General features: G+C 48.5%; 19 protein-coding genes. 11 read left to right on the top strand and 8 right to left on the bottom strand.

Annotated features, from left to right (window positions below; genetic code table 11):
* Nucleotides 1-33: 33 nt before the first annotated feature.
* The 3 genes from PSE6802_RS0105720 (at nucleotide 34) to PSE6802_RS0105710 (ending at nucleotide 4,045) form a co-directional block, all read left to right on the top strand.
* Nucleotides 34-1,488 (top strand): RecQ family ATP-dependent DNA helicase, encoded by a 1,455-nt coding sequence (locus PSE6802_RS0105720; protein ID WP_019499090.1) that lies wholly within the window; start codon nucleotides 34-36, stop codon nucleotides 1,486-1,488.
* A gap of 193 nt (nucleotides 1,489-1,681) precedes the next feature.
* A complete protein-coding gene (prfC, locus tag PSE6802_RS0105715) occupies nucleotides 1,682-3,304 on the top strand; it encodes a peptide chain release factor 3 (RefSeq protein ID WP_019499089.1) in 1,623 nt (540 codons plus the stop codon).
* 108 nt (nucleotides 3,305-3,412) lie between these two features.
* Nucleotides 3,413-4,045, top strand: a complete 633-nt coding sequence (locus PSE6802_RS0105710; protein ID WP_019499088.1) for a type I restriction endonuclease — start codon at nucleotides 3,413-3,415, stop codon at nucleotides 4,043-4,045.
* 103 nt (nucleotides 4,046-4,148) lie between these two features.
* Here PSE6802_RS0105710 and PSE6802_RS31730 read toward each other — a convergent pair whose 3' ends face one another.
* Both PSE6802_RS31730 and PSE6802_RS33180 read right to left on the bottom strand, forming a co-directional pair.
* The gene (locus PSE6802_RS31730) at nucleotides 4,149-4,505 is read right to left on the bottom strand and encodes a transposase (protein ID WP_083901664.1); all 357 of its coding nucleotides are present in this window, start codon (nucleotides 4,503-4,505) and stop codon (nucleotides 4,149-4,151) included.
* Complete coding sequence (locus PSE6802_RS33180) at nucleotides 4,442-5,005, bottom strand: helix-turn-helix domain-containing protein (protein ID WP_026103090.1); 564 nt, start codon at nucleotides 5,003-5,005, stop codon at nucleotides 4,442-4,444. Before PSE6802_RS33180 ends, PSE6802_RS31730 begins: the two co-directional genes overlap by 64 nt.
* Before the next feature lie 392 nt (nucleotides 5,006-5,397).
* Between PSE6802_RS33180 and PSE6802_RS27950 the strand changes: the two genes are divergently transcribed.
* The 4 genes from PSE6802_RS27950 to PSE6802_RS0105685 all read left to right on the top strand — a co-directional run bounded on the left by PSE6802_RS27950 (nucleotide 5,398) and on the right by PSE6802_RS0105685 (nucleotide 9,343).
* A complete protein-coding gene (locus PSE6802_RS27950; protein WP_019499087.1) occupies nucleotides 5,398-7,023 on the top strand; it encodes a DUF2157 domain-containing protein in 1,626 nt (541 codons plus the stop codon).
* A 2-nt stretch (nucleotides 7,024-7,025) separates the two neighbouring features.
* Complete coding sequence (locus PSE6802_RS0105695; RefSeq protein WP_019499086.1) at nucleotides 7,026-7,640, top strand: GDYXXLXY domain-containing protein; 615 nt, start codon at nucleotides 7,026-7,028, stop codon at nucleotides 7,638-7,640.
* Between the two features lie 296 nt (nucleotides 7,641-7,936).
* Nucleotides 7,937-8,775 (top strand): IS5 family transposase gene (locus PSE6802_RS27945; RefSeq protein WP_156815411.1). Its coding sequence is split into 2 segments (ribosomal slippage): nucleotides 7,937-8,285 and nucleotides 8,285-8,775, totalling 840 coding nucleotides; the frame shifts between segments, so codons are not numbered across the junction.
* Between the two features lie 304 nt (nucleotides 8,776-9,079).
* Nucleotides 9,080-9,343 carry a hypothetical protein gene (locus PSE6802_RS0105685; RefSeq protein WP_019499085.1) on the top strand — a complete coding sequence of 88 codons (264 nt, stop codon included), beginning with the start codon at nucleotides 9,080-9,082 and terminating at the stop codon, nucleotides 9,341-9,343.
* Between the two features lie 7 nt (nucleotides 9,344-9,350).
* Here the strand turns inward: PSE6802_RS0105685 and PSE6802_RS0105680 are convergent, their stop codons facing one another.
* The 3 genes from PSE6802_RS0105680 to PSE6802_RS0105670 form a co-directional block, all read right to left on the bottom strand.
* Nucleotides 9,351-10,142, bottom strand: a complete 792-nt coding sequence (locus PSE6802_RS0105680) for an IS5 family transposase (protein WP_019498649.1) — start codon at nucleotides 10,140-10,142, stop codon at nucleotides 9,351-9,353.
* A gap of 168 nt (nucleotides 10,143-10,310) precedes the next feature.
* Nucleotides 10,311-11,123 carry a MerR family transcriptional regulator gene (locus PSE6802_RS0105675; RefSeq protein WP_019499084.1) on the bottom strand — a complete coding sequence of 271 codons (813 nt, stop codon included), beginning with the start codon at nucleotides 11,121-11,123 and terminating at the stop codon, nucleotides 10,311-10,313.
* Nucleotides 11,124-11,149: 26 nt separating this feature from the next.
* Complete coding sequence (locus PSE6802_RS0105670) at nucleotides 11,150-11,578, bottom strand: VOC family protein (protein ID WP_019499083.1); 429 nt, start codon at nucleotides 11,576-11,578, stop codon at nucleotides 11,150-11,152.
* 468 nt (nucleotides 11,579-12,046) lie between these two features.
* Here PSE6802_RS0105670 and fmdA point away from each other — a divergent pair, with 468 nt between their 5' ends.
* Together fmdA and PSE6802_RS31725 are read left to right on the top strand one after the other, a co-directional pair.
* Entirely contained in the window at nucleotides 12,047-13,222 is a 1,176-nt protein-coding gene (gene fmdA / locus PSE6802_RS0105665; protein ID WP_019499082.1) for a formamidase, read from the top strand.
* Nucleotides 13,223-13,239: 17 nt separating this feature from the next.
* The gene (locus PSE6802_RS31725) at nucleotides 13,240-13,506 is read left to right on the top strand and encodes an FmdB family zinc ribbon protein (protein ID WP_019499081.1); all 267 of its coding nucleotides are present in this window, start codon (nucleotides 13,240-13,242) and stop codon (nucleotides 13,504-13,506) included.
* Here the strand turns inward: PSE6802_RS31725 and PSE6802_RS0105660 are convergent.
* On the bottom strand, nucleotides 13,496-15,331 hold the full coding sequence (locus PSE6802_RS0105660; RefSeq protein WP_019499080.1) for a tetratricopeptide repeat protein: 1,836 nt from the start codon (nucleotides 15,329-15,331) through the stop codon (nucleotides 13,496-13,498). The two genes, PSE6802_RS31725 and PSE6802_RS0105660, sit on opposite strands and share 11 nt — an antisense overlap.
* Nucleotides 15,332-15,527: 196 nt before the next feature.
* On the opposite strand from PSE6802_RS0105660, the gene PSE6802_RS0105655 reads away from it, so the two are divergent.
* On the top strand, nucleotides 15,528-20,552 hold the full coding sequence (locus tag PSE6802_RS0105655) for a translocation/assembly module TamB domain-containing protein (RefSeq protein WP_156815440.1): 5,025 nt from the start codon (nucleotides 15,528-15,530) through the stop codon (nucleotides 20,550-20,552).
* A gap of 10 nt (nucleotides 20,553-20,562) precedes the next feature.
* Here the strand turns inward: PSE6802_RS0105655 and PSE6802_RS0105650 are convergent, their stop codons facing one another.
* Both PSE6802_RS0105650 and PSE6802_RS0105645 read right to left on the bottom strand, forming a co-directional pair.
* A complete protein-coding gene (locus PSE6802_RS0105650; protein WP_019499078.1) occupies nucleotides 20,563-21,063 on the bottom strand; it encodes a chemotaxis protein CheW in 501 nt (166 codons plus the stop codon).
* 132 nt (nucleotides 21,064-21,195) lie between these two features.
* On the bottom strand, nucleotides 21,196-22,515 hold the full coding sequence (locus PSE6802_RS0105645; protein WP_019499077.1) for a response regulator: 1,320 nt from the start codon (nucleotides 22,513-22,515) through the stop codon (nucleotides 21,196-21,198).
* A gap of 339 nt (nucleotides 22,516-22,854) precedes the next feature.
* On the opposite strand from PSE6802_RS0105645, the gene PSE6802_RS0105640 reads away from it, so the two are divergent.
* Nucleotides 22,855-23,346 carry a YajQ family cyclic di-GMP-binding protein gene (locus tag PSE6802_RS0105640; RefSeq protein WP_019499076.1) on the top strand — a complete coding sequence of 164 codons (492 nt, stop codon included), beginning with the start codon at nucleotides 22,855-22,857 and terminating at the stop codon, nucleotides 23,344-23,346.
* Nucleotides 23,347-23,381: the final 35 nt, after the last annotated feature.

Raw genomic sequence — 23,381 nt, 5'->3', positions numbered from 1 at the left:
TAGATGGCTATAGACAAATTGTAGCAGGTAGAGATGGAAGAGGTAAATTGGGAGGCGATCCAGGATGCATTCCAGCGAATTTGGGGATACGATGATTTTCGCTATCCGCAAAGAGAAGTAATTGAGGCTTTGATGCAACGTCGAGATAGCCTGGTTATCCTCGCCACAGGTAGCGGTAAGTCGATTTGCTTCCAGTTGCCAGCGCTGCTCCAGGAAGGGTTGACCGTTGCGATTTCCCCTCTGCTATCGCTAATGGCGGATCAAGTCCAGGATTTACAGGCGCGTGGACTTCCAGTTGCCATGCTCAATAGCACTCTCAGTACTCCAGAGCGCCGACAGGTTTTACAAAACTTGAGCAAATTGCGCTTGCTGTACGTTTCGCCAGAAACTCTACTGAGCCAGCCCGTATGGAAGCGTTTGTGCGAGCCAGAGATCGAAATCGCTGGATTGATGTTGGATGAAGCTCATTGTTTGGTGCAGTGGGGAGACTCGTTTCGCCCTGCCTATCGACGTTTGGGCGCAGTTCGCGCCGCGCTACTCCGGCAGAAATCCCCCGATCGCAGCAATATCGCAGTCGCCGCATTTACCGCCACTGCCGATCCGCATACCCAACAGGAACTGCAAGCCTGCCTGCAACTGCAAAACCCCCAGATTATTCGTACCAGTCCCTATCGTCCCAATCTGAGCTTAAACGTGGCGATCGCCTGGACGGTCGCCGGACGCAAACGCCAGTGCCTCAAGTTTATCGAAGCTCATCGCGATGAACCAGGGATTATCTATATGCGCAGTCGCCGCGAAACCGAGGCTCTTGCCACCTGGCTGCAAAGCCAGTCGCTTCACGGTCAATCTTTGTATACCACCGCCTACCATGCTGGGCTGCCTACAGAAGAACGCCGCCGCATCGAGCAGGAATGGCTCGTAGGCAAATATCAATTTATCGTTTGCACCTCCGCCTTTGGGCTAGGGATTAACAACCCCAAAACGCGCTGGGTGCTGCACTATCAAGCGCCACTGACTTTGGCAGAATACATTCAGGAGGTGGGACGGGCAGGACGGGACGGCAAACCAGCGCAGGCATTAATGCTGGTGAGCGAGCCGACGGGCTGGCTGGATGCCAGCGATCGCGATCGCCAATCCTTCTTCGTCCAACAGCAGCAAAACCTGCAACGTCGCGCCCAATCACTCATCTCAAAACTACCAAATCGCGGCAATTATGAGACCGTGACGCATACCCATACCGATGCCGCGATCGCTTTGGGCTTATTGCACAGTGCGGGAAAGCTGACCTGGCACAGCCCGTTTGACTACGAACTGCATGGCGACAAGCAAATCCAGATTGAATTTGATGAAGCGCCCCTAGAAGAAATGCAAGCATACATCCGCACCCGTACTTGTCGCTGGGCTTTTTTAATGCAGGCTTTTGGCTTCGATCGCGAAGCCAGGAATTTGCGATGCGGTGCTTGCGATCGCTGCTGTGCCCGCAAATGAAAGAACGATTCAGGCAAACCTCGCAAGACGGTAAACCAACGATGTAGGGGCAGTGCCTCTGTGCCTGCCCTAAGCCGCAGCCGATTGCAGGGAATTGCCTCCATAGACAACTATTCACGAAAAAACGATAGATAACAACGCCATAAGAATTTCAGTTACGCTATGATCTAGCATCTGAATCGCCGAAATATTTATGAGTCAATTACAGCAAGAGTTAGAAAAAGAAGTAGATCGCCGCCGCACGTTTGCGATTATCTCTCACCCGGATGCGGGTAAAACTACCCTGACTGAGAAACTATTGCTGTATGGAGGCGCAATTCACCTGGCCGGCGCGGTGAAGGCGCGGGCATCGCAGCGCCACGTTACATCTGACTGGATGGAGTTAGAACAACAAAGGGGGATTTCGATTACCTCCACGGTTTTGCAATTTAACTATAACGATTGCTGCGTCAATCTACTGGATACACCTGGCCACAAAGACTTTAGCGAAGATACCTACCGCACCCTGGCAGCGGCGGATAATGCTGTGATGCTGATCGATGCCGCGAAGGGCTTGGAAACTCAGACGCGCAAGCTGTTTGAGGTGTGCAAAATGCGATCGCTACCCATCTTTACCTTCATTAATAAGCTGGATCGCCCTACCCGCGAGCCATTAGAACTACTCGACGAAATTGAGAAAGAATTAGGCTTAGCCCCCTATGCCATGAATTGGCCGATCGGGACGGGCGATCGCTTTAAAGGCGTGTACGATCGCAGCAGCCATACCGTGCATCTCTTCCGTCGCAGCGGGCACGGACAAAGGGAAGCGGACGTGCAGATTTTACCCTTCGACGATCCCAGTTGGGAGGTATCAATTGACAGCGATTTGCTGGCGCAATTTAAGGAAGAATTGGAAGTTCTGGAGAGTTTGGGTGCCGAGTGGGATGAGAAGGCTCTACATCGCGGTGCCATGACTCCCATCTTTTTTGGGAGCGCCATGACCAACTTCGGCGTGGAGCTTTTTCTCAAAGCCTTTTTGGAACACGCGCTTAAACCCGGCGTACATGACAGCAGTATTGGTGAAGTTTCCCCTATCGATGAGGAATTTTCCGCGTTTGTGTTTAAGTTGCAGGCCAATATGGATCCTAAGCATCGCGATCGCATTGCCTTCGTGCGGGTGTGCTCCGGCAAGTTTGAGAAGGACATGACTGTAACGCACGTGCGCACTGGGAAAACAATACGGCTATCCCACGCCCAGAAACTATTCGGGCAGGATCGCGAGATCTTGGCTGAGGCATATGCGGGGGATGTAATTGGCTTAAATAATCCGGGCGCGTTTGCGATCGGCGATACGATTTGCGCGGGCAGGAAACTCCAGTATGAAGGCATTCCCTGTTTCTCGCCAGAGCTATTTGCTTACCTGCGCAATCCCAACCCCTCTAAGTTCAAGCAATTTCGCAAGGGCGTGATGGAACTCCAGGAAGAGGGAGCAATTCAGATTATGTATTCCGTCGATGAAGCCAAACGCGACCCCATCCTGGGCGCAGTGGGGCAGCTTCAATTTGAGGTAGTGCAGTTCCGCCTCCAAAATGAATATGGCGTAGAATCCATGCTGGAACTCCTACCCTATTCCGTTGCCCGTTGGGTAGAAGACGGCTGGGAAGCTCTCGATGCCGCTGGCAGGCTATTTAACACGTTTGTCGTCAAAGATAGCTGGGATAGACCAGTCTTACTATTTAAGAATCAATGGAATCTCAATCAAGTGGAGTCAGACCATCCCAAACTGAGACTCAAAGCGATCGCGCCCGTTTACGAACTGAGTCAACAAAGCGTTTAGCGATTTTAGATGGTGCCCGCGAGAGAATATGTCAATAATTACAGGAGCAGTGGATGGCAAATATCTCAATCCCATTCAGGTATATTTAAATCCAGGAGGTATATGTAAATGGTGCAGACAATTCCAGCAACGGATATCGATCTAGCTCAACTAAGCAACTTATTTGGGTTGGAGCGCAGTGACGATCCGCAGTTCTTTAGAGAATGGCAAGAGAGCGTGCCTGAACTTAATAATGCCGAAAAGCAAGCCCTGGATGATGTCAAAGCTGACTATTGGCATTTGTCTCGTTACACTATGCTGGAGCCTATTGTCAAACTTGTCATCTTAGGTCCATTACTGCGGCTAGCAGGTTTTTATCGATCGCCTTTTTATCTAAAAGCTGAGGAGGTTGTAGAAATTGTCTCGGAGGATAGTGGTACTGTAATTCGCGGGCGAATTGATATTTTAGTATTCAAGCCGCAATTTTGGATTGTGGCAATTGAAGCCAAAAAAGCTGCCTATTCCTTAGAGGTTGGCATACCGCAGGCATTGACTTACATGATGGCTAATCCAGAAGCAACTAAACCAGCATTTGGCTTTGTCACGAATGGGAGTGAGTTTATTTTCCTGAAACTAAACAAACAAGAACAACCAAGATATGCGGAATCGGATTTGTTCTCAATTAAACGGGGCAACGATCTGTACGCCGTTGTGAGTATCTTAAAGCATCTCGGTAGACTAGCTGGAGAATCGAGCATTTAGTTTGACTGTTTTGGCTTCTAAAGCATAGGGTGGATATGGCAAATTCGCTCATCTAGGTAAATAGGTGGAAGGAGGCATGAGAAGACGACGGAGGAAGTCAGAATCAATCCAACGTAGATTGTATGACCACTCGAATATGCCTACATAACGGACGCAGGAAATTGCGCAACCCAACCCAAATTCCCTCCATAGTATTGCAATGCACTTCGCAAAAGCCATCCCCATCCGCATCTCGGGCATATTCCCCTAGCGAGTGACATACAGTTTGATGCCCACGACCTGAAGCAGGTACGCGGTTATAGGCATCGGATTCATCGGTATAGACAGTCGCGGTAGGTAAAGTGGTTGCCTCCACCTGCGGTTGGATGGTTACTTGTTGGGTATTGTCACAAACCTTCAGACGGATCTGACCACTGCTGCGTCCAACGGTGCCGACAACGGGTGGACGGTCATTTGCCATCGTGCCCTTGCCTTTGCGTTGATTGCCTCGTCGTCGCGGTGGGTCGGTAATCGGGTCGTGTTTGGCTCCTTTTCCCCCGCATTCTGAAACATCTCGTCCATCTCTGACTCTTGATCGGGAATGGCTGTGTTAATCAAATGTGCAAATCCTCGGCCTTGGATGCGATGCCGCCAGGCCAATACCGTCCTATAGTCAAGTCCTAACTCCTCTGCTATGTGTTGTGTTGTTTGCCCTTGTAAGAATCCCCGCAACAGCAGCACAATCGTGCCACAGTTGTAATGGCTACCGCACAGGTCTGTGCCTGTAAATATATGGAACACTTTGCCGCATTCCCGACACTTGTATTTCACAATGGGGGTGCGTTTGCGGTCGTGTGGTGCTTGTCTGTCCGGTAGAGCGTGCCCGTTTGGACAATGCAAACCCCCAGGATGTAGGATCTTTAGTAACCAGTCGTAGCAGGCTTGCTCGTCTAACAACTCTGTCAGGGGAAACTTTATCATGGCTAGTTTGACAATTCATGCAATCGGCCCACTCTTATTTTGCCATTTCACCTGCTTCCCCAGATGAGCGAACATTTTCTGCGGCAGATAACCTCGGACTCCTGCTGATAACCTCTGCACCATCCACACCAACGCAGTTATGTTTGTGCCGATCGCGGTTGTGTCACATTAACCCGTCCGCATAGCTTTCCTCAGTGCCATACTCTCGATCGGGAGATTTTAGAGATGTATAGCCGCAGACAGATCTGTTAGGACAGGGGGTTTGGGGGCTGCGCCCCCACGCAGGGGAGGCAGGGCAGTCTTGGGGGTTCCCCGCTAGAGCCACTGCCGTGTGGAACCCCTGCACCCCGTCCTAAGCCTATTGGCTATAGCTATAATAATGAGGATATATTGTGAAATTAGAAGAGTTTCGCCGCCAGCTTCGCCAGGAAGCCGATCGCTGGCTTTCAGAATCGCTAATCGATCGCAGTCAGTACGAGCAACTGGCGGCGCGATACAGTTTCAATACTCTGGATGTCAATGCTCGTAGTAACTTTGCCATTATTCTAATTGGCCTGGGTGGCATACTTGTCGGGCTAGGTACCATCACCTTCGTGGCAGCAAACTGGCAAGGTATGTCCCGCGAACTGAGAGCAGGGTTGCTTTTCACCGTCTTGCTTGCTGCTAATTGGTTGGGATTCAGACTCTGGCAGCACGCCCAACGCTGGCAGCGCCTGGGGCAGGCACTTTTGCTGCTGGGTGCTTTTGTTATGGGTGCCAATATTGCCCTGATGGGACAGATTTTCCACGTCACTGGCTCGCTTTATGCCCTGCTGTTTATGTGGGGATTTGCCGTGCTGGCAATGGCGTATAGCTTGCGCTACATACCTCTCGGCGTTATGGCGCTGATCTTAATCGGTTTGGGCTACTGGTATCACTTTACTGAGTCCTGGCTCGCCACTGCAGCCGATACGCTGGCGTTGGCAATCGCTGAGAATATGCTGGCGATCGCTGCACTACTCTTTGTCCCTTTAGCCTACTGGTGTCGATCTCGCAGTATTAGCATTCTGGCGCTCGCAATCGTGGCTCTGGCGTACAGCAATCACATTATCTATCCCACCTTAAGCGAGAGAAATTTTGTGGCGTGGTTCCTAGTGCAATACTTACCAATGGTTGCGGCATTGCTATTTCTGCCGCTCGCTTATTACTTGAGATCGCGAGCAGTCTTCATCCTGTCAGGATTGCTGATTTTGGCAGGCTTAGTACCTAGTATTGCGTATCTTAGAGAATTCAACTTGCCATCATATTTTTTAGGAGCGATCGCGATCTTTCTCATCCCATTGTTACCTTGGGCCTACGATAATGCTTTATTTGGTCGCTTATTCAGTCGTTTATTCGGGCACGAACGGGCAGGTAGTGGAATCGATCTGCCCAACTTTACACCTTTAGCACGGGGACTGGGTCTGGTAATTTTGAGTATCGCATGTTATGCGTTCTCATTTTATGGAGCCTGGAACTGGCGCGGTGATGCATCACCTCTGGGAAATATTCCAACCTTCGATCGATGGCCGAGTTTGGTTAATATCGTTCTGTTTACTGGCTGCGCAATCGTTAGTTATCTGCGGCTATTCCGATTGCCAAGGAATTCGGGCGAAGGTGATGCGAAGAAGGGACAGATTGCGATTGGCGTACTCTGCGCGATCGCGGCTTTACCGATCCTGTGGCATGGAGGATTGGGGCAAATTCCTGAAGTTGCCACTTTTATCTATAACGTACTGCTTTTTCTCATTGCTGTTGGACTTATTCGCGAATCTCTTGAAAAATCGCAACGAATACCTTTTTGGGCTGGCGTTATCCTTTTAATAATGCAAATTCTCTCTCGCTTGTTTGAATACGATACCGCTCTACTATTGAAAGCATTTGTTTTTGTGCTTTGCGGCATTGGTGTAAGCGTCGCCGGAATTTGGTTCGAGCGCCATATGCGACTATCCAGCCCTCACACATCTAATATCGATCTACCCAGCACTACGGAAGACTAACCATGACTGCAACTATAACTGCAAATAAACCATTGCGACTCTGGCGACTATTACTGCCCCTGGGCTTTCAAGCTCTACTATTGTTATCGATCGCCATTCCGCCTTTATATACCGAGATATCAGGGCGGACAGTAGTGCTTAAAACTATTCCCATAGATCCTTACGATCTCCTACGCGGGTATTCGCAAACTTTGACTTATGAGATTTCTCTTGTTGAGAATATCAAAAAATTACCAGGTTGGGAAACTCTACCCAGGCGACTAGATTACAACCACAGCTCACTTTCTATCCCTAATCAAACCGGGTTTTACTTGATTCTAGAAGCCCCACAAGGGAGTAGCAAGATCCCACAACCCTGGAAACCAGTGCAAATTCAAACATCTCTTCCTATGAATTTACCTGCCAATCGAGTAGCACTCAAAGGTACTGTCAATTACGGACGCATTGAATACGGTTTAGAAACCTATTACATGCCAGAGGAGTTGCGAAAGGAGGTAAACAATGCTGTAACTGAATCCAATCGCAAGCAATCTGGTGCTGTGGAGATTAAAGTCGATGCGAACGGTCGTGCTGTTGCTACTCAGCTATGGGCAGGCGATCGTAACTATCGCTTTTAGCTCATCAGCAAAAAGGTAGTCCTAAAGAAGCTAATGGCTGGCGAATAAATTCGCGCCTACACAAACAAAGTCTGCCTACGCAGACTATATCTACCGAGGGTTCTGACAATCCGCGCAAGCGGATTTCGTCCTTGTAGCTGCAGCTATGCTGCGAGAAGCCACTTCGCGTCTACAAGAGAGTGTTCAGATTTTTGTGTAAATTAGACCTCTTGCAGATTAGGTTGAGGTTGAGTTGCCAAAGAACCCCAAGATAGGAAAATATCAGGACATAGCAATAACGAAAAAGCGTCCTGATGATGAACTATATAATAGCGCAAACCCTACCTGCTGCACACTTTAAGCGTCGATTTGGTATCGAGACTAATACGTTCAAAGCAATTGTGAAAGTGCTTAAACCAGAGTGGCGAGCAACGCCAACACCTGGAGCCAAGCCTAAACTCGGACTAGAAGACCGCATATTGGTTGCCTTCGAGTATTGGCGGGAATATCGCACCTACTTTCACATCGCCACTAGTTGGGGCATCAGCGAGTCTACAGTTTGTCGAATAGTGCATTGGGTAGAGGAGACTTTAATCCGCTCACGTCGCTTTCGACTACCTGGGAAGCGCCAGTTGGTGCGGGGCTTTGGGATACCTACAGTCGCGACGTTGATGTGACTGAAACTCGCATTGAGCGTCCTAAGCGGCACCAACGTGCCTTTTATAGCGGCAAACAGAAAGGGCACACGCTCAAATGTCAACTCATAATTGACGCTCTTACTGGGCAGATTATCTGTACGTTTTTCGGCAAGGGGCGACGGCATGATTTCAAGCTGTTCAAAGCTTCTGGCATCCATTTCCATCCTCAAACCGAGAGTTTGCAGGACAAGGGTTATCAAGGCATCCAGAAACTGCATCTCTACTGCCGCTTACCCCACAAGAAACCGAAAGGTGGTCAGCTTACGCCTGAGCAGAAAGCGTTCAACCGCCAACTTGCGCGCCAACGGGTTGGCATTGAGCATGTTAATCGCCGCTTGAAGATCTTCCGCATCTTATCTGGACGCTATCGCAATCGTCGTCACCGCTTTGGTTTGCGTTGCAATCTAATTGCTGGTCTCTACAATTTTGAACGCTCTCAAGGCTCCTCAGTTGGCTAATTTGCAAGAGGTCTATTGAGTCCTGAAGTACGTATTTACGCTGTTTCAGAGGCTCGATACACAAAATTCCGATCGCACCCGTTTTGTCAGTCAACCAGCCGCGAAGGCTGACTTCAAGCAAAAGGGGGTAACTAAACAGGACTTGGCATCATGTCAAGGTTTGCAAACCGTTGTAAATTTACACAACAAATACTTGTATTTATAGTTAGGAGTTTGGTAGTTTTTGTTACAGAAACTTTTAAGATTTTCTTGCCGAGAGCTTAATATTTTAATTTGTTCACATAATTGTTTTAGGTAGTTGCATATGAAAAACGGTACTTTGCCACCAGTTTCAACGCTAGATCGCCCAGAGTGTAAGTTTTTGCTCTCACCTAAGCAACCGCAACAGCAATACGAGCCTTCGACATGGGTAAAACTGCTAGAGTTGCCCAACCCTTATAGCTTTGATGAAGCTTTACTGATGTGCGAATATGACGATGGTAACTGGAGCGTCTGGATTCCAAATCATGGTGAGGCAGTACTCAGTCCCTATCAGTTCTGTCATCTAGATTCATGGAACTACTTTTAGAACCCATTTAGGAAGTCGCAGTTGCCAGATTTCTTAGCATTTTGCGGATTAAAGCCAAGTAAATAAACGATTCAGACATTTGCTCATAAAATTCATAATCCTTGCTTAGTCTACGACAATTACCTAACCAAGCAAAGGTTCGCTCTACCACCCAACGCTTTGACTCCACTACAAAACCTTTCTGATTGTCTGCCCGTTTGCTAACTTCCCAAAGCCATCCGAAGTTGTCGTTGACCCATTGTGTGATTTCATCACCAGAGAATCCAGCATCAACCAGAATTTTCTCTAATCGTGGTAATGGAGATGTGAGATTCTGTAACAACTGCTTAGCTCCTGCTCTTTCACCGATGTTAGCTGCACACACCAACACCTTTACAACTAAGCCCAAGGTGTCAACCATAGCGAAGCGTTTTCTGCCCTTGATTTGCTTACCGCCATCAAAACCTCGACTGCCCGCACTTTCTGTTGTCTTCACACTCTGGCTATCGATACTCACCAAGCTTGGGGTCGCCTCTTTACTAACCTTTTCCCTAAATTGTTGGCTCAATTTGCGATTAATCTCCTCCAGTAGCCCAGTTCTTTCCCACCTTTGCCAGTAGAAATAGACCGTTGAGTAAGGCGGAAAGTCATGGGGTAGATTCTGCCATGTACAACCATTTTTGAGTATATAGAAAATGGCATTCAGTAACTCTCGCATATTTGTTTTGGGTGGCCTACCCCATTTTGATGGTTTGGGTAGCATGGGTGCGATAATTTCCCATTCTTGGTTGGATAAATCGGTATTATAGGATCGGCGCATCTCTTCAGGTTTATACTAGACTTCATCAGTATTTATACCTGCTTTTGGTGCGCCTTTTACTTCCTAAATGGCTTCTTAGACGCAAGTTATCTTTAAGGCATAGCGATCGCGATTGCCTTTTGAGGAAGCTTGAGGTGCGATCGCTATGCATTTTGTACTGATTGCAGTTTAAACTTTCTGAACCGGAAACATTATTTCCGTAACGTAGGATTCATTGTCAGGATCGGGGCCGGATTCTAGGTAGATCTCTCGGTTCGCACCAATAATTTGATAGCCGTTATTTTCAATCCAACTAATCAAATTCTGATAAGCCTCGCGGAAACCCTTATAGCTACCGTGGTGGACGAGACTTGCCGCGAGATCGCAGCCTGGTAGTTCGTATACTTTAATGCGATCGCTTCCCGCTATTGGTGCATCGATCGCGATCGCGGCTTCACTGTCAACCTCGCTCTCTTTATACCCAGGGTCGTGCCAGATCCCTAGAGAATAACCCCACTTCTTTACACCAGCAGATCGAAGAAATTGTTCTAGTTCGTCATATAAGGAACCAATCGCATAGTAGCTCGGCAGCATCTCTCTGATTGAGACAACCCAAATTGGCTCGACTTTCTTGATAATGACATCGTAGTTTGGCATAATTCCTTCCTTTTCAATTTGATTGAGGCGCATGGAAACGCGCATTAGTTTTTGCTGCTGCTCCTGGATGTTCTGCTGCAACTCAGCTTGCTTGAGGCGCAGCATTCCCTGCATCTGCTCAAAAGAGACATTTTCATTGAGTAGAATGCGAATTTGCTCTAGCGAAAGCCCCAAATCTTTAAGCGCGAGGATGCGATTTAGCCGAGGCAACTGCTTGACAGAATAATAGCGATAGCCCGAATCTGGATCGATCGCGATCGGTGTCAACAGACCCATTTGGTCGTAGTGATGTAGAGTTTTAATTGATATCTCTCCTAATTTGGAGAAATCTCCAATTTTGAGCATTCTCTCAACCTCTTAAGTAACGGTATTCAGCACGAGTCAGGGTGTTCTGTTGGCGGCCAATTTGGTGTATGGACAAATTCTAGCTTAATGCCATCTGGATCCAGCCAGTAAACGGCATAGTAGCCTGGCAAGTAGTCGTACTCCGCTGGTGTATCTAGAATTTCAACTCCTCTATCTACAAGCTTTTGATACAGTTCGTCTACCTGCTCGCGGCTGTCAGCACTGAATGCTAAATGATGCAACCCTGGCGAGTAGCGATCGTGATTTTGGTTTGGAGAGGATGGATTAGCAGGAGAAATTGTCACAACGCCATTGTGACTAAACCAAAGAATTAGATGCTCTGTTTTCTCTCCTTGCTCGTAGCCCATAAAGCCTAGAAAGAAGTTATAGAAATCTTCAGAATACTGGAGATTAGATACTGTCAAAGCAAGGTGGTTGATGCTACCAAGTTCCATAATTTATTGTCCTGATTTATTGTTCTATAGCGGTTTTCAGATGAAAACCGCTATAGAACTAACTGTTAATCTCGTGCTTGCAATAAGTAAACACCCTCCTCTAACCGGAGAGTCAAGCAATTAAAAATGATAATAATAATCATTATTTAATTCATCATTACTGCAAATTAAAATCGCATATTGATTTCACAGTAATCTTGGGTTAAATGTAGTAAACAATACAGTTTGTTGGCAGTTTAAAATTCTAGGATGACTTTTGAAAGTACCAACTATCGATTGAATATACACAACTAAAAATCTCAATCCTATCGTTCGTAAGTGCCTGTATCTGACAAAAACTGCCCCTACATGCAGACATCAACGAAAATTTACAGGTGGGATCTTCTTGTAGTAAAGAGAAAGGGATCTAGTTTGCTTTTTATTCCTATCTTGTGACTGAAAAAATATCCATGTAGGAGAAAAATAATTATGCCTGAGACTTTATTTAAGGTTGACTTGAATAAACCACTTACGGAGCAGGAGCTAGTCGGACACAATCGCTGGCATCCCGATATTCCAGCAATTGTTTCTGTGAATCCTGGAGCTGTATTTCGGATTGAATGTAAGGATTGGACAGATGGACAAATTAGTAATAATGATAGTGCGGATGACGTACGAGATGTCGATCTGAGCGTCGTGCACGTTTTGAGCGGCCCAATTTATGTCAACGGGGCTGAACCAGGTGATATATTGGTTGTCGATCTTCTTGATGTTGGTACTCTCTCTGACTATGAATGGGGCTTTACAGGTTTGTTCGCAAGAGAGAATGGTGGGGGATTTCTCACCGACCACTTCCCCATTGCCCAAAAAGCGATTTGGGACATTCAAGGTATTTATGCGTCATCGCGCCACATCCCGGATGTTAAATTTGCGGGGATTCCACACCCAGGCTTAATTGGCTGCGCGCCTTCACACGAGTTACTGGCAACGTGGAATAAACGAGAAGCAGAACTATTTGCCACTAATCCAGAGCGAGTTCCACCCTTGGCCGCTTTGCCAAATCCTAAAAACGCGATTTTAGGTTCCCTCACGGGTGCGGAGTATGAGAGAGTTGCTCGGGAAGCTGCTCGTACAGTACCACCACGCGAGCATGGCGGCAATTGCGACATCAAGAATCTGTCCAAGGGTTCGCGCATCTACTTCCCCGTCTACGTGGAAGGAGCCAAGCTGTCAATGGGAGATATTCACTTTTCTCAGGGCGATGGAGAGATCTCCTTCTGCGGCGCGATCGAGATGGCTGGGTATATAGATCTGCATGTAGATTTAATCAAGGGTGGCGTAGAAAAATATGGATTGACAAATCCAATTTTTAAACCAGGTCCGGTCGAACCGCGTTATTCCGAATACCTTGTCTTTGAAGGTATCTCTGTCGATGAGTTTACAGGCAAGCAATATTATCTGGACGCGCATGTGGCTTACCGCCGTGCCTGTCTAAATGCTATTGAGTATTTCAAGAAATTTGGCTATACGGGCGAGCAGATTTATCTGCTGCTGGGTGCAGCCCCCTGTGAAGGTCGCATTAGCGGCATTGTCGATATTCCCAATGCTTGCTGCACGATCGCAGTTCCTACTGCCATCTTCGAACGTAATATCCTGCCAACCTGATTGAATCTCAACCTGTTATGCCACTTTACGAATTTAAGTGCGATACCTGCGGCGTATTCGACTGCTTTCGTCCGATTAGCGAAGCTAGCAACCCTCTAGCCTGTCCGACTTGCGAGGTGCCAGCGCGTAGAATTTATTCAACCGCTGGACTAGTTTCGCTTTCCCCTTCCCTCCGCAGTCAAATTGGCGTGAATTCCGAACCGCGCGTCGTGAATACTAGCGATCGCGAGAGGAACAACAGCCCTCGCAGCGCCAAAGGCCGCCCCTGGATGCTCAGTCATTAGGAATGACGTTAAAAGAGATGCAGATGCGATCGCGGCGGAGCGCATCCTGAAGGGAATCGCCGCTAAATGGAATCGTAGAATGCCAGAAATAGGAAGGGAATAGAACTAATAGCCCTTCCTGCGGTGCGATTGTATATTTTTGCAATCTCTGATTTTCAGGTTCATTTGGGAAAAGGTTGCTAAAGCTGAGATATCCCTCATGAGTATCGCTGTGAGAGATGCTGTCTGGGACTTGGATGTAATAAACGCCGCTACAAAAACTTTCAGGATGGATATGTGCGGTTTGGAAGCCTTGGGGGGAAAGTACTACTGCCCAACCACTCAAATTCCATTTCGTTGGGATCGCTTGAAAAAAAGGATGGTTAGTGGCAGCACATTGAGAGAAATAATCCTGCAAGCAGACGTTGATGCTTTGACTGAGAGCCTGCATAACCGCCGTGCTATCGGTAAATATCTCGTAGGTCTGTTTCCCTTTATTAATCGGCTTGCCAGCGCGATCGGCTAATAATGTTGGATGTTGATAGATGTAGTCTCGCAATTGAGCGTTAAACTCCTGCAAATCCTTAAATCCCTGAGGTATTTCGAGTTGATATCGTTTGACTGACTGCTCGTAGTTAAAAATTGTCTGTGGGGAGAATTGGGTAGTGCAATTCTCCTGCAATTGTAGGGTTAAACCTAGATGGGCATTAGCTTTAATGTGTTGGGGATTTGTGTGCAGTACTTGCTCGAACTGAGCGATCGCTCCCGTCAGATCCCCCATCGCCCGCAAAGCAATCCCAAACTGCGCTCGTGCCTCCAATTGCAGATCGCTACGATCTTCGTCATCTGCGACAATCTGTTCGTATAAGGGAATAGCCGATCTCCACTGCTCTTGCGAGCCGAGCAATTCAGCTAAGCCCATAATTGCTTTGGGGGCATTTGGTGCTAACTCAATGGCTTTGCGATAATACGCCTCGGCCTCGGTGTAGTTACCCTGCTGCCCCATAAGAAATCCCAGATTGATCCGAGCGTCGGCATTTTGCGGCTCGATATTGATCGCTTCGCGGTAGCAGGCAACAGCCATATCCATTCTGCCCTGCTCGTAGAAAGTAGCGGCAATATTGGCGAGCGCTGATGTGGAGAAAGGCTCGATCGCTAGCGCGTGTTCGTAGGTGCGCTGAGATTCCTGGAGATAGCCCTTACGATAGAAAGCCATGCCCAGGGATGTTAAAGCGTCAAAATTGTTGGGTTGCAGCGCGATCGCTTTTTGGTAAGAGGCGATCGCCCGATCCAACTCGCCTTGAGACTGTAATAGATCGCCCAGGGTAATGTGGGCGCGAGGATGGTAGGGATTGGCAGCGAGTGCGGTTTCAAAGGCTTGAATGGCGGCGGCTACCTCTCCTCGTTCGGTTAAGGCAATGCCTAAATTCAAATGGGAGTCTGACGATTGGGGATTTATTAGCAGTGCTTTTTGGTAGCAGTCAATCGCATCCGTAAGGCGATCTGCCGCACGATAGACATTACCTAAATTATTCAGGTAGCCAAAATTCTGAGGCTCTAGACTAACGGCTTTTTCCAATAAATCTATTGCCCCAGCGCGATCGCCAATTTGGGTTTTGAGCACGCCCAAATAATTTAATAATTTGGAATTACGGGGTTGAGATTTCAAAATTTTCTCGTAGAGTACCTGAGCCTGCTGGAGTTGACCGCTTTTGTGCAGAGACAGGGCAGCCTCCAGGGGATCGCCGCGATCTGTGGCTGGATCTGTAGCCGGATCGGGTACTAAATTACCGAGAGGTGACACCGATTGTTTTTTCATAGCTTTGCGCCGCTGCTCTCGATTCATTGTTTTTTTCCTTTAACTCTAGCTTCAACAATGTTACAGTGGGTCAGGTGAGAACGCTATTTATAGCAAGATTCAGTTAGCTGGGCACTTGGGCTTTATGTCTTACAGTACATCGATACAGCAGAGCCAATAGTTTTAATTTGGCACCGAATCCGATCGAAATAGCAATCTATGTGGGAGTTGCAGGAGAAAAGTTGTGGGACAAGCACCAATGCTGCCGCCATCAACGCCATCAAGTACGCGCACTAAAACTCTTGGTCGCGTTGGAGTGGGTGTAACCCTTGGTCTGACTGCTGCAAGCCTGGGTACATTTTGGTACGGGAGGCATTTCCTCAACGAGCGCCTGTCGCCCCTGGTCGAAGCGGAATTACAAAAGACGCTAAAACGCCCCGTTAAGTTAGGTAAGGTGGAACGGGTTAGTCTGAGTGGCGTGCAGTTCGGTCGTTCTGAAATCCCCGCTACAGATAAATTTCAGAATTTCCTGACCGTTGATGCCATAGACGTTCAAATTGACGCGCTGCGGTATATCCAGACATCAAAGCTCGGTGTTGATGTCACGGTAAAAAAGCCACAGGTATTTCTAAAACAGGATATAGCGACGGGTCTATATTTTTCTCCGCCAGAAACCGATGGAAAACCCGCAGAGTCGCCGATCGACCTCAAAACGGTCAAGATCGAAGACGGCAGAATTACGCTCCAGCCTAGCCATGCCGATCGCCTGGTGACGCTAGATCGGTTGCAGATCCAGAGTAACTGGCAAATTACCAATCCTAATAATCAAACCGTGCGGGCTAATGGTGGCGGCAGGGTAGTACTACCACAACTTACCGTTGGCAATGCCACGCCCGATCCCGCCCAGCTAGCCAGAGCGATTGAGTCGCAGCGCGAAAATGGCGGCGATATTAACGTATCCACCGATTGGAACCTTTCCAATAGTGAGGGGAACGTGCAACTGCGATCGCAAGATTTGATCGCCACATCCCTGAAAGGAATATTACCTAATATCCCGGTTAAGCCCGTACAGGGCAGGATCGATAGCAATCTCAACGCGATCGTTCGTCCTGGAGGCAAGCCAGAGGATGCGATCGCCTTGCAGGGCACGGTAAAGCTCAAAGATCTCAGCCTGAAAATCGCCAACTTGCCGCAGTTAGTAACTAAATTGTCTGGTACCGTTCAGTTTGATGGCGGTACCACAACTTTACAAGCCATATCAGCTCACTATGGAGCCTTAGAGGCACGCGCCAATGGCACGATCGGCAAGAAGGGCTTTAACCTGGATGCGGATCTGATGCCAACTGACATTGCTAAAGCGATCCAGTCTTTTGGAGTCAAAACTCCTGTTGCGATCGCGGGTGAAATGAAAGCCAATATCAAGGTTACGGGCAAGCAGCCCGTGATGAATGCCACATTTGCCTCGACTAAGCCCGTTACGGTCGATCGCCTCACTTTGAACCAGGTAAAAGGCAGGATCGGCACCAAAGACTTCACTACCATAGAGTTTAGTCGCATTGAGGCAACATCGGCGGTCGATGCCAAGATTCAGGGCGAAGGGCAACTCAAATTACCCACAGGTAAACAGCCTACCTCCACCTTGTTTGCCTTTAACGTAACTGGGATAAATGCCGAAAAGGTAGCGCAACTCTACGAGGCGAAATTACCCGCCGCGATCGGGATCGTGAATGCCGCCGTGCAGGTTTACGGTTCAACGGACAACCTTCAGGTGTTGACGCAGTTTGACGCGCCCAATGCCGCCTATCCCGCCACGGGTGAATTGCTGCTTGCCAACAATGTCTTGACGGTGCGCAATACCACCGTTCAATTCCCCGCAGGTCTGGTGGCAGCATCTGGTAGTCTTAACCTTACGGGGAATCGGGCATGGCAAGCACGATTAGCTGGCGATAACATCCCGCTCGCCGCCCTCGCCCCCGACCAAAGAGGGCGGGTTTCTGGCATAGTGCTCCTCGATAGTGCTTCCGGCAGCTTCGATCTAGATCGGATTGTGGCTGAGGCGGATCTGAATTTTGACAATGCCATTGCTGCCGTCCCCGATGCCATTACAACGCGCTTGCGGTGGGACGGCAAAAGCTTATTCGTGCCTAGCGTGCAGGTGGGTGACTACCTCTCGGCTAAGGGTAGGGTGGATCTGGCTTTTAACGAGCAAAAGCTGCCCACTGGGGTCAGTAACATCGATCTCGATCTGACTTCCCGCGATCTGCGCCTCAGTCAGTTGCGAGCTTTTGTGCCAGCACTTTCAGCCAGTACGGCAGGCATTCTCAATTTCGATGGCAACCTGTCTGGAGCACCCGAACAGCTTAATGTTTCAGGCAAACTTGGTGTTCGCGATGTCCAGATTGCCCAGTTAGCGGCTGGTCTTGCCCCAGGTAACGCGAAATTACCGACTGGCGTGGCGAATTTTAACGGTAGCGTGCGCGGTGCCGTAACATCGCCGCGTCTCGAAGGCAATTTGCAATTAGACGATCTCAAGCTCGATCGCGTGGCATTTGAATCCCGTTTGGCGGGGCCGTTAACTTTCGATCTCAAGCAAGGTCTAAAAATGGACTTGCAGGGTAATAGCGATCGCATTGCGGCCAGACTGGACAGCCGCTTTCAACCGATTGACTTCGACGTGAAACTGGCGGAGGCAACGGCGACGGGCAAGCGCTCCGGCGGACGCAGCGATTTACTGGATGTGGCGATCGCGAACTTCCCACTGGCGGTGCTGGGCAGTTTTACAGGCCAGTCCAATTTGGATGGCAAATTATCTAGCCGACTAGCTGTGAGTCTGGGTAAGAATCCTAGTGCGGTGGGCGACGTAGCGATCGATCGCCCCCGCTTCGGTCGCGCCCAGGCCGATCGCCTCGTAGCGAAAGTGTCCTATGCCAATGGTAATGCCAATATTACGAATGGTAGGGTGCTGCTTACCAACGACGAACTTAGCAGCCAGGGGGAATATACGTTTAGACTTGCCTATACCCCAAGCGCGGAAACTCAGATCCAGGGTCAGGTCAAAGCTACGAATGGCAAAATTCAGGATATCTTTACGGCACTACAGTGGTTCGATTTCAATAGCCTGGCACAGGGCTTAGAGGCACCCAAGCTGGGTAAAGCGGCTTCTCTGCAACCACTAAAAACAATTGGACTGAGCGATTCGCCACTGTACAGGCAACTGGAGTATTTCTCGCAGATCGACGCTCGCATCGCACAGCAGGAAGAGATCGCTGCCGCCAATAATCCCATGCCGCCATTATCCGAAATTAAGGGCTCGCTCGATGGCACGATTAACTTCACCAGCACGAAAAGCAGTGGTTTTGGACTCAGTTTTGACATCAGCGGAAAACAATGGGAGTATGGCAAACTGGCAGTGGATGATGTCAGCGGTAAGGGGCAATTCCGCAATAACACGCTCAAGCTAGATCGGTTGCGCCTCCAGTCCGGTGACAGTTTTGGTCAAATTGTTGACGCAAGGCTAGGTCTGTTAGAGCAAACTGGTAAGATCGAACTGTCGAATTTCCCAATTGAATCGCTGCGATCGCTGCCCATCTTTACGAACATTCCCGTAGACGTAACTGGTAATGCCAACGGGACGGCTACAATCGGCGGCAGTCTCTTCAATCCGAAAGCTGAAGGCAAGATCGCTCTGAGCGATCCGACGATCAATCGTCAGGCGCTCAAATCCGTGAGCAGCACCTTTGACTATAGCAACGGTCGGTTTAAGTTTAAGAGTTTGATGCAGGTTGACGGTACCGAACCTTTAAATATCTCCGGTGATATTCCCTATCGACTCCCATTCGCCCTGGTCAGTGGTGGAAATTCTCTCAAGTTAGATATTGATGTCAAAAATGAAGGTTTAGCATTTATCAACATCCTCAACCAACCCGTGCGCTGGTTAGATGGGAAAGGGAAGGCGATGCTAGCGATTAGCGGCACCACCCGCCGACCGCAGGTAACGGGACAGATCGTCCTGGAGGGAGCTTCTGTGCAGGTAGCCGGTCTGCCAGGTAACGTCACGGACTTAAAAGGAACTATTGATTTTGGGTTGGATCGACTGGAATCTAACATCACTGGTAACTTTAGCGATGGTAAATTAACCGCTAAGGGCATTTTAGCGATTTCCAATCCCGATCTCTTTACCGAGGATAAGCCGGAGTTTAATAATCCCCTCACTCTCTATGCGGAGCGCTTAAATCTGGAACTTAAAGATCTGTATGCTGGAGCTACCAATGGATTTGTAGTGGTACGAGGTGCAGCCCTTGCGCCAGTGCTGAGCGGTGAAATCGCGCTCTCGAACGGACGCATTACGATTGGAGGAGGCGATAACTTAGCTGGTACTAGCCCCACAGATGAAGCACCAAAAACTAATGGCGATAGCAACTTTGATGTTGGCTTCAACCAATTAATTGTCAAACTAAGGGATAACGTCCAGATTACCCGCGCCCCACTCATGAACTTTTTGGTGGAAGGCGATGTCCGCGTGAATGGTACTCTGGCGAATATTCAACCGTCGGGCAAAATCAACATTCTGCGCGGTCAACTGAACGCGATCGCCGCTCGCTTTCGCTTAGATCGCGCCTTTGACAACTACGCTGAGTTCATTCCCGATCAAGGACTCAACCCCAAACTCAACGTCCGCATGCTCGGTTCTATTTCTGAGATTACCCGCGCCCCCATTTCCGCCGCTAATACACCCCTCGATGCCTTTGCCAATCCCGCCAGCACGCCAGTTAGTATTTTTGGATCGCAGCGCACTTTACAGGTGCAGGCAACCTTGACTGGCTTTGCGCTCAATATCAGACCAGAAGATCTCGACCTGCGCAGCAGCCCGCCTCGTACCCGAGCCGAGTTGCTGGCTTTAATTGGCGGCGGCTTGCTCCAGCAGGTAGGTGGCGATCCGGCAGCAGCCTTAGCCAATCTAGCAGGTGGCACGGTAATTACCTTCCTCCAGGATGCGATCGGGGATGCCCTCAACCTCTCTGAATTCAACCTCAGCCCTACCACCACAACCCCAGTGGGCAATCGGGGTAGTACCCTGGGCTTAGCGGCGGAGGCAGCCATAGATATCAGCCGCAGTTTTTCTGTATCCGTGCGGGGCGTGCTCAACGATCCCAGCCAGCCCACGAGCTATACCCTGCGCTACCGCATCAACCCCAATACTCTAGTGCGCACCAACAGCGACTTCAAGGGTAACAACGGTGCTTCAATCGAATTTGAGACAAGATTTTAGTGCGCGGTGGCTAAAATAAGCCTGGTGTTTGCAAAATTGCTTCTACCTTGATTACAGCCAACTCGCGGTTGGCCTGTAGGGCGCGACCTTGCAGGTATGGTTGCAGATGTGCGGGGAAATGACTGACAGTAGATTCCAGGCGATCGGCAGTAACCATCCCGATTACTTTATGCACGACGATCGCGATCGGCATACCTCCTGCGATCGCGATGACCACATTGAAATTATGAGTAACCATATCCACAGACTGACATGCCAGTAGTGTTGCCAGATCGATCGCCCAATAAACTCGGCTATGGCGGTTCAATATCCCTAAAATACATGCGGGCATATTAGGGATTGGGACGATGTTGGTTGCCTCAATAGTCAGTACCTCCTGCACGCTTGCCATTGGGAGAGCAAGCGTGGTATCAGAGTTGGCTTGAATCTCTAGGTAGCGATCGGTGGGAGGATCGGCTACTTTGGTAGATTTAGCAGCAGAGAGAGAGCTGCTTCGATCGCGGGTTCCCATTGTGCTTGATGACCAAAATTCAAAGATAAAGTACGCCTACCATAAGGCTGAGGAGGGGGCGGAGGGATAAAACTTCTGCGTGGGATGCAGTCCTCACACCCCCTGCATTAACCGAGCCTTCTACTGCTATCTTTAGGAAAGATAGCGGAAGATCATTTTTAACAATCCATCTTGGGTAAACGGCTTGGTCAGATAGTCAGTAGAACCTGAGAGTTTGGCTTTGGCGCGATCGATTAAGCCCGTATTACCAGTGACCATAATGATAGGAGTTTGTTTAAAAGCAGCGCTGTTGCGTAACAGTTTACAAAGATCGTATCCACTCACTTTCGGCATGGTGACATCTAGCAAAATCAGATCGGGTTTGATCTTGAGCATTTGAACTAACGCCTTTAAGGGATCGTTAATGGCAAACACCTCAAAACTGCCATCATCCAAGAATCTACCAATCTCGCTCAAAACTGTGGGGCTATCATCGACGCAGGCAATTTTATATACCGTTTGATTGATAGGAGCTTCCAGCGCTCCACTCATACCCGCCGTATCGTCAGTAGTTGACTCGACTGCGGCAGGGCTATTTTGCGGGGCTAGGCGCTGAAAAGCCGTTGGTATGGTTGTCGGTATCTTGGGCAGGAGATCGAAGGGTGGTTGTGGATCTCTAAGCATCACAACCTCTTCGCATACGTATGGCATTAAACTACCAACGACTTTTAGTTCGTCTTTGTTTAATAAAACGGCTAGATGCCTGAAGCTAAACCCCTTAAGGATAGTGGCAAATTTCTGATGTAGTTGTAACTCGGGCAAAAGCTTTTTTTGCTGATCGGTTTGACCAAAAAAGTAGGGGCGCTGATATGGCGACCAGGTTTGCGGTGCAAACAATTGCCAAAGCCTGAGCCTTTGCAAGCAGTGGTTGGCAACATTTTCAAACTCCAGCCTGCACAGTGTCACTGGATTGCCAATACTCTTAGTAAACGTGTAATCCACCTCATCTAACCAGAACAGAGGTTCGATCGCCTCTTTGGTCATATCTTCTACCATCTTGGCAGCTTGCTCGTAGTTAAGGTGTTGCTGATTTACTAGCCAGCACAGAGCTGCATATTCATTTGCTCTAAAGGGGTCATCTTCGGCAAACCCACCAGTGTCGCTATCAGCAGGATCTTTGGCATCCTCAAACATAACGCAGACCTGAGACCGAAACTCTTTGGTCAAAGCTGGTACATTTTGACTCATGTAACGCATATGACAAACCAATCGATCGAATGGCTCTACTGAGTGGCTGGCATAGGTCACCTTCCCTGACTCAAGTCGCACGATCCAGCTAATTCGATCGGTTTTAAAAAACAGACGACCGGTGACTTGACGACCGCAAAACTGTTCTAAGACTTCGATGGGCGAACCCATTGCCAAACTCTGGCTAGCAAAGGCTTTACTAGTATCAGTTGTGTTTGTGTTCATCAATTAAATTCAAAGTACGAGTAATCTTGGTAAAAAATCAAGCTGCGATCGCTACTACATTGGAGCTTTGACTCAGAAATCCTTACTGCGCGCTCACCTAGCTATTGATTAAGATTATGGCGCATTCGTAGATATCTCAAGCATTAAAACTTACAGATTAGGGGGTAGTTTGATATTGTAGTATGCTTCAATTATTAAAATTCAAAGGCTACATTACTTCTAGTTTAGTCAAGAGTATACCCAAAAACCTTTAAAATCTATCAACTGGATTTTGAATAACTCAACTGAGTTTTGACCCACTCGGGTGCTTGGCTCTTATAGCACTAAAAAACAATAACTATGGCATCTAGTTTTTCCTTTGACATCGTAAGTGAATTTGACCGTCAGGAATTGGTCAATGCCTTAGACCAAACAAGGCGTGAAGTTGCCAGCAGATACGATCTAAAAAGTACTGACACCGAAATTTCACTTGAAGCAGACGCGATCTCTATTAACACCGACAGCGAATTTACGCTGACATCTGTAGTTGATGTCATGCAAACGAAAGCGCTCAAGCGCAACCTGTCGCTCAAAATTTTCGACTACGGTGAGGTAAATTCTGTCAGCGGTAACCGCGTAACGCAATCAATTAAACTCAGGAAAGGTATCGAGCAGGATCTCGCCAAAAAAATATCAAAATTAGTGCGCGATCGCTTTAGTAAGGTACAGGTATCGATCCAGGGCGACGCTCTGCGGGTTTCAGCTAAATCCAAAGACGACTTGCAAGCCGTAATTCAAGCCCTAAAATCCGAGGATTTCCCAGTCGCCTTGCAATTTACCAACTATCGCTAGCAGTTATAGTAGGGTGGGCATTGCCCACCCTTGAG

The organism is Pseudanabaena sp. PCC 6802 (assembly GCF_000332175.1).
In the GTDB taxonomy this organism is placed as follows: Bacteria; Cyanobacteriota; Cyanobacteriia; order Pseudanabaenales; family Pseudanabaenaceae; genus PCC-6802.
Note: the sequence above shows the minus strand (reverse complement) of the source record. Positions and strands in the feature narration are given on the sequence as shown.

Bases quoted from the DNA above. Each gene is read 5' to 3' on its own strand.
- PSE6802_RS0105720 (WP_019499090.1), top strand. From the start codon at position 34: ATGGAAGAGGTAAATTGGGAGGCGATCCAGGATGCATTCCAGCGAATT.
- prfC (WP_019499089.1), top strand. From the start codon at position 1,682: ATGAGTCAATTACAGCAAGAGTTAGAAAAAGAAGTAGATCGCCGCCGC.
- PSE6802_RS0105710 (WP_019499088.1), top strand. From the start codon at position 3,413: ATGGTGCAGACAATTCCAGCAACGGATATCGATCTAGCTCAACTAAGC.
- PSE6802_RS31730 (WP_083901664.1), bottom strand. From the start codon at position 4,505: ATGGCAAATGACCGTCCACCCGTTGTCGGCACCGTTGGACGCAGCAGT.
- PSE6802_RS33180 (WP_026103090.1), bottom strand. From the start codon at position 5,005: ATGATAAAGTTTCCCCTGACAGAGTTGTTAGACGAGCAAGCCTGCTAC.
- PSE6802_RS0105695 (WP_019499086.1), top strand. From the start codon at position 7,026: ATGACTGCAACTATAACTGCAAATAAACCATTGCGACTCTGGCGACTA.
- PSE6802_RS0105685 (WP_019499085.1), top strand. From the start codon at position 9,080: ATGAAAAACGGTACTTTGCCACCAGTTTCAACGCTAGATCGCCCAGAG.
- PSE6802_RS0105680 (WP_019498649.1), bottom strand. From the start codon at position 10,142: ATGCGCCGATCCTATAATACCGATTTATCCAACCAAGAATGGGAAATT.
- PSE6802_RS0105675 (WP_019499084.1), bottom strand. From the start codon at position 11,123: ATGCTCAAAATTGGAGATTTCTCCAAATTAGGAGAGATATCAATTAAA.
- PSE6802_RS0105670 (WP_019499083.1), bottom strand. From the start codon at position 11,578: ATGGAACTTGGTAGCATCAACCACCTTGCTTTGACAGTATCTAATCTC.
- fmdA (WP_019499082.1), top strand. From the start codon at position 12,047: ATGCCTGAGACTTTATTTAAGGTTGACTTGAATAAACCACTTACGGAG.
- PSE6802_RS31725 (WP_019499081.1), top strand. From the start codon at position 13,240: ATGCCACTTTACGAATTTAAGTGCGATACCTGCGGCGTATTCGACTGC.
- PSE6802_RS0105660 (WP_019499080.1), bottom strand. From the start codon at position 15,331: ATGAATCGAGAGCAGCGGCGCAAAGCTATGAAAAAACAATCGGTGTCA.
- PSE6802_RS0105650 (WP_019499078.1), bottom strand. From the start codon at position 21,063: ATGGGAACCCGCGATCGAAGCAGCTCTCTCTCTGCTGCTAAATCTACC.
- PSE6802_RS0105645 (WP_019499077.1), bottom strand. From the start codon at position 22,515: ATGAACACAAACACAACTGATACTAGTAAAGCCTTTGCTAGCCAGAGT.
- PSE6802_RS0105640 (WP_019499076.1), top strand. From the start codon at position 22,855: ATGGCATCTAGTTTTTCCTTTGACATCGTAAGTGAATTTGACCGTCAG.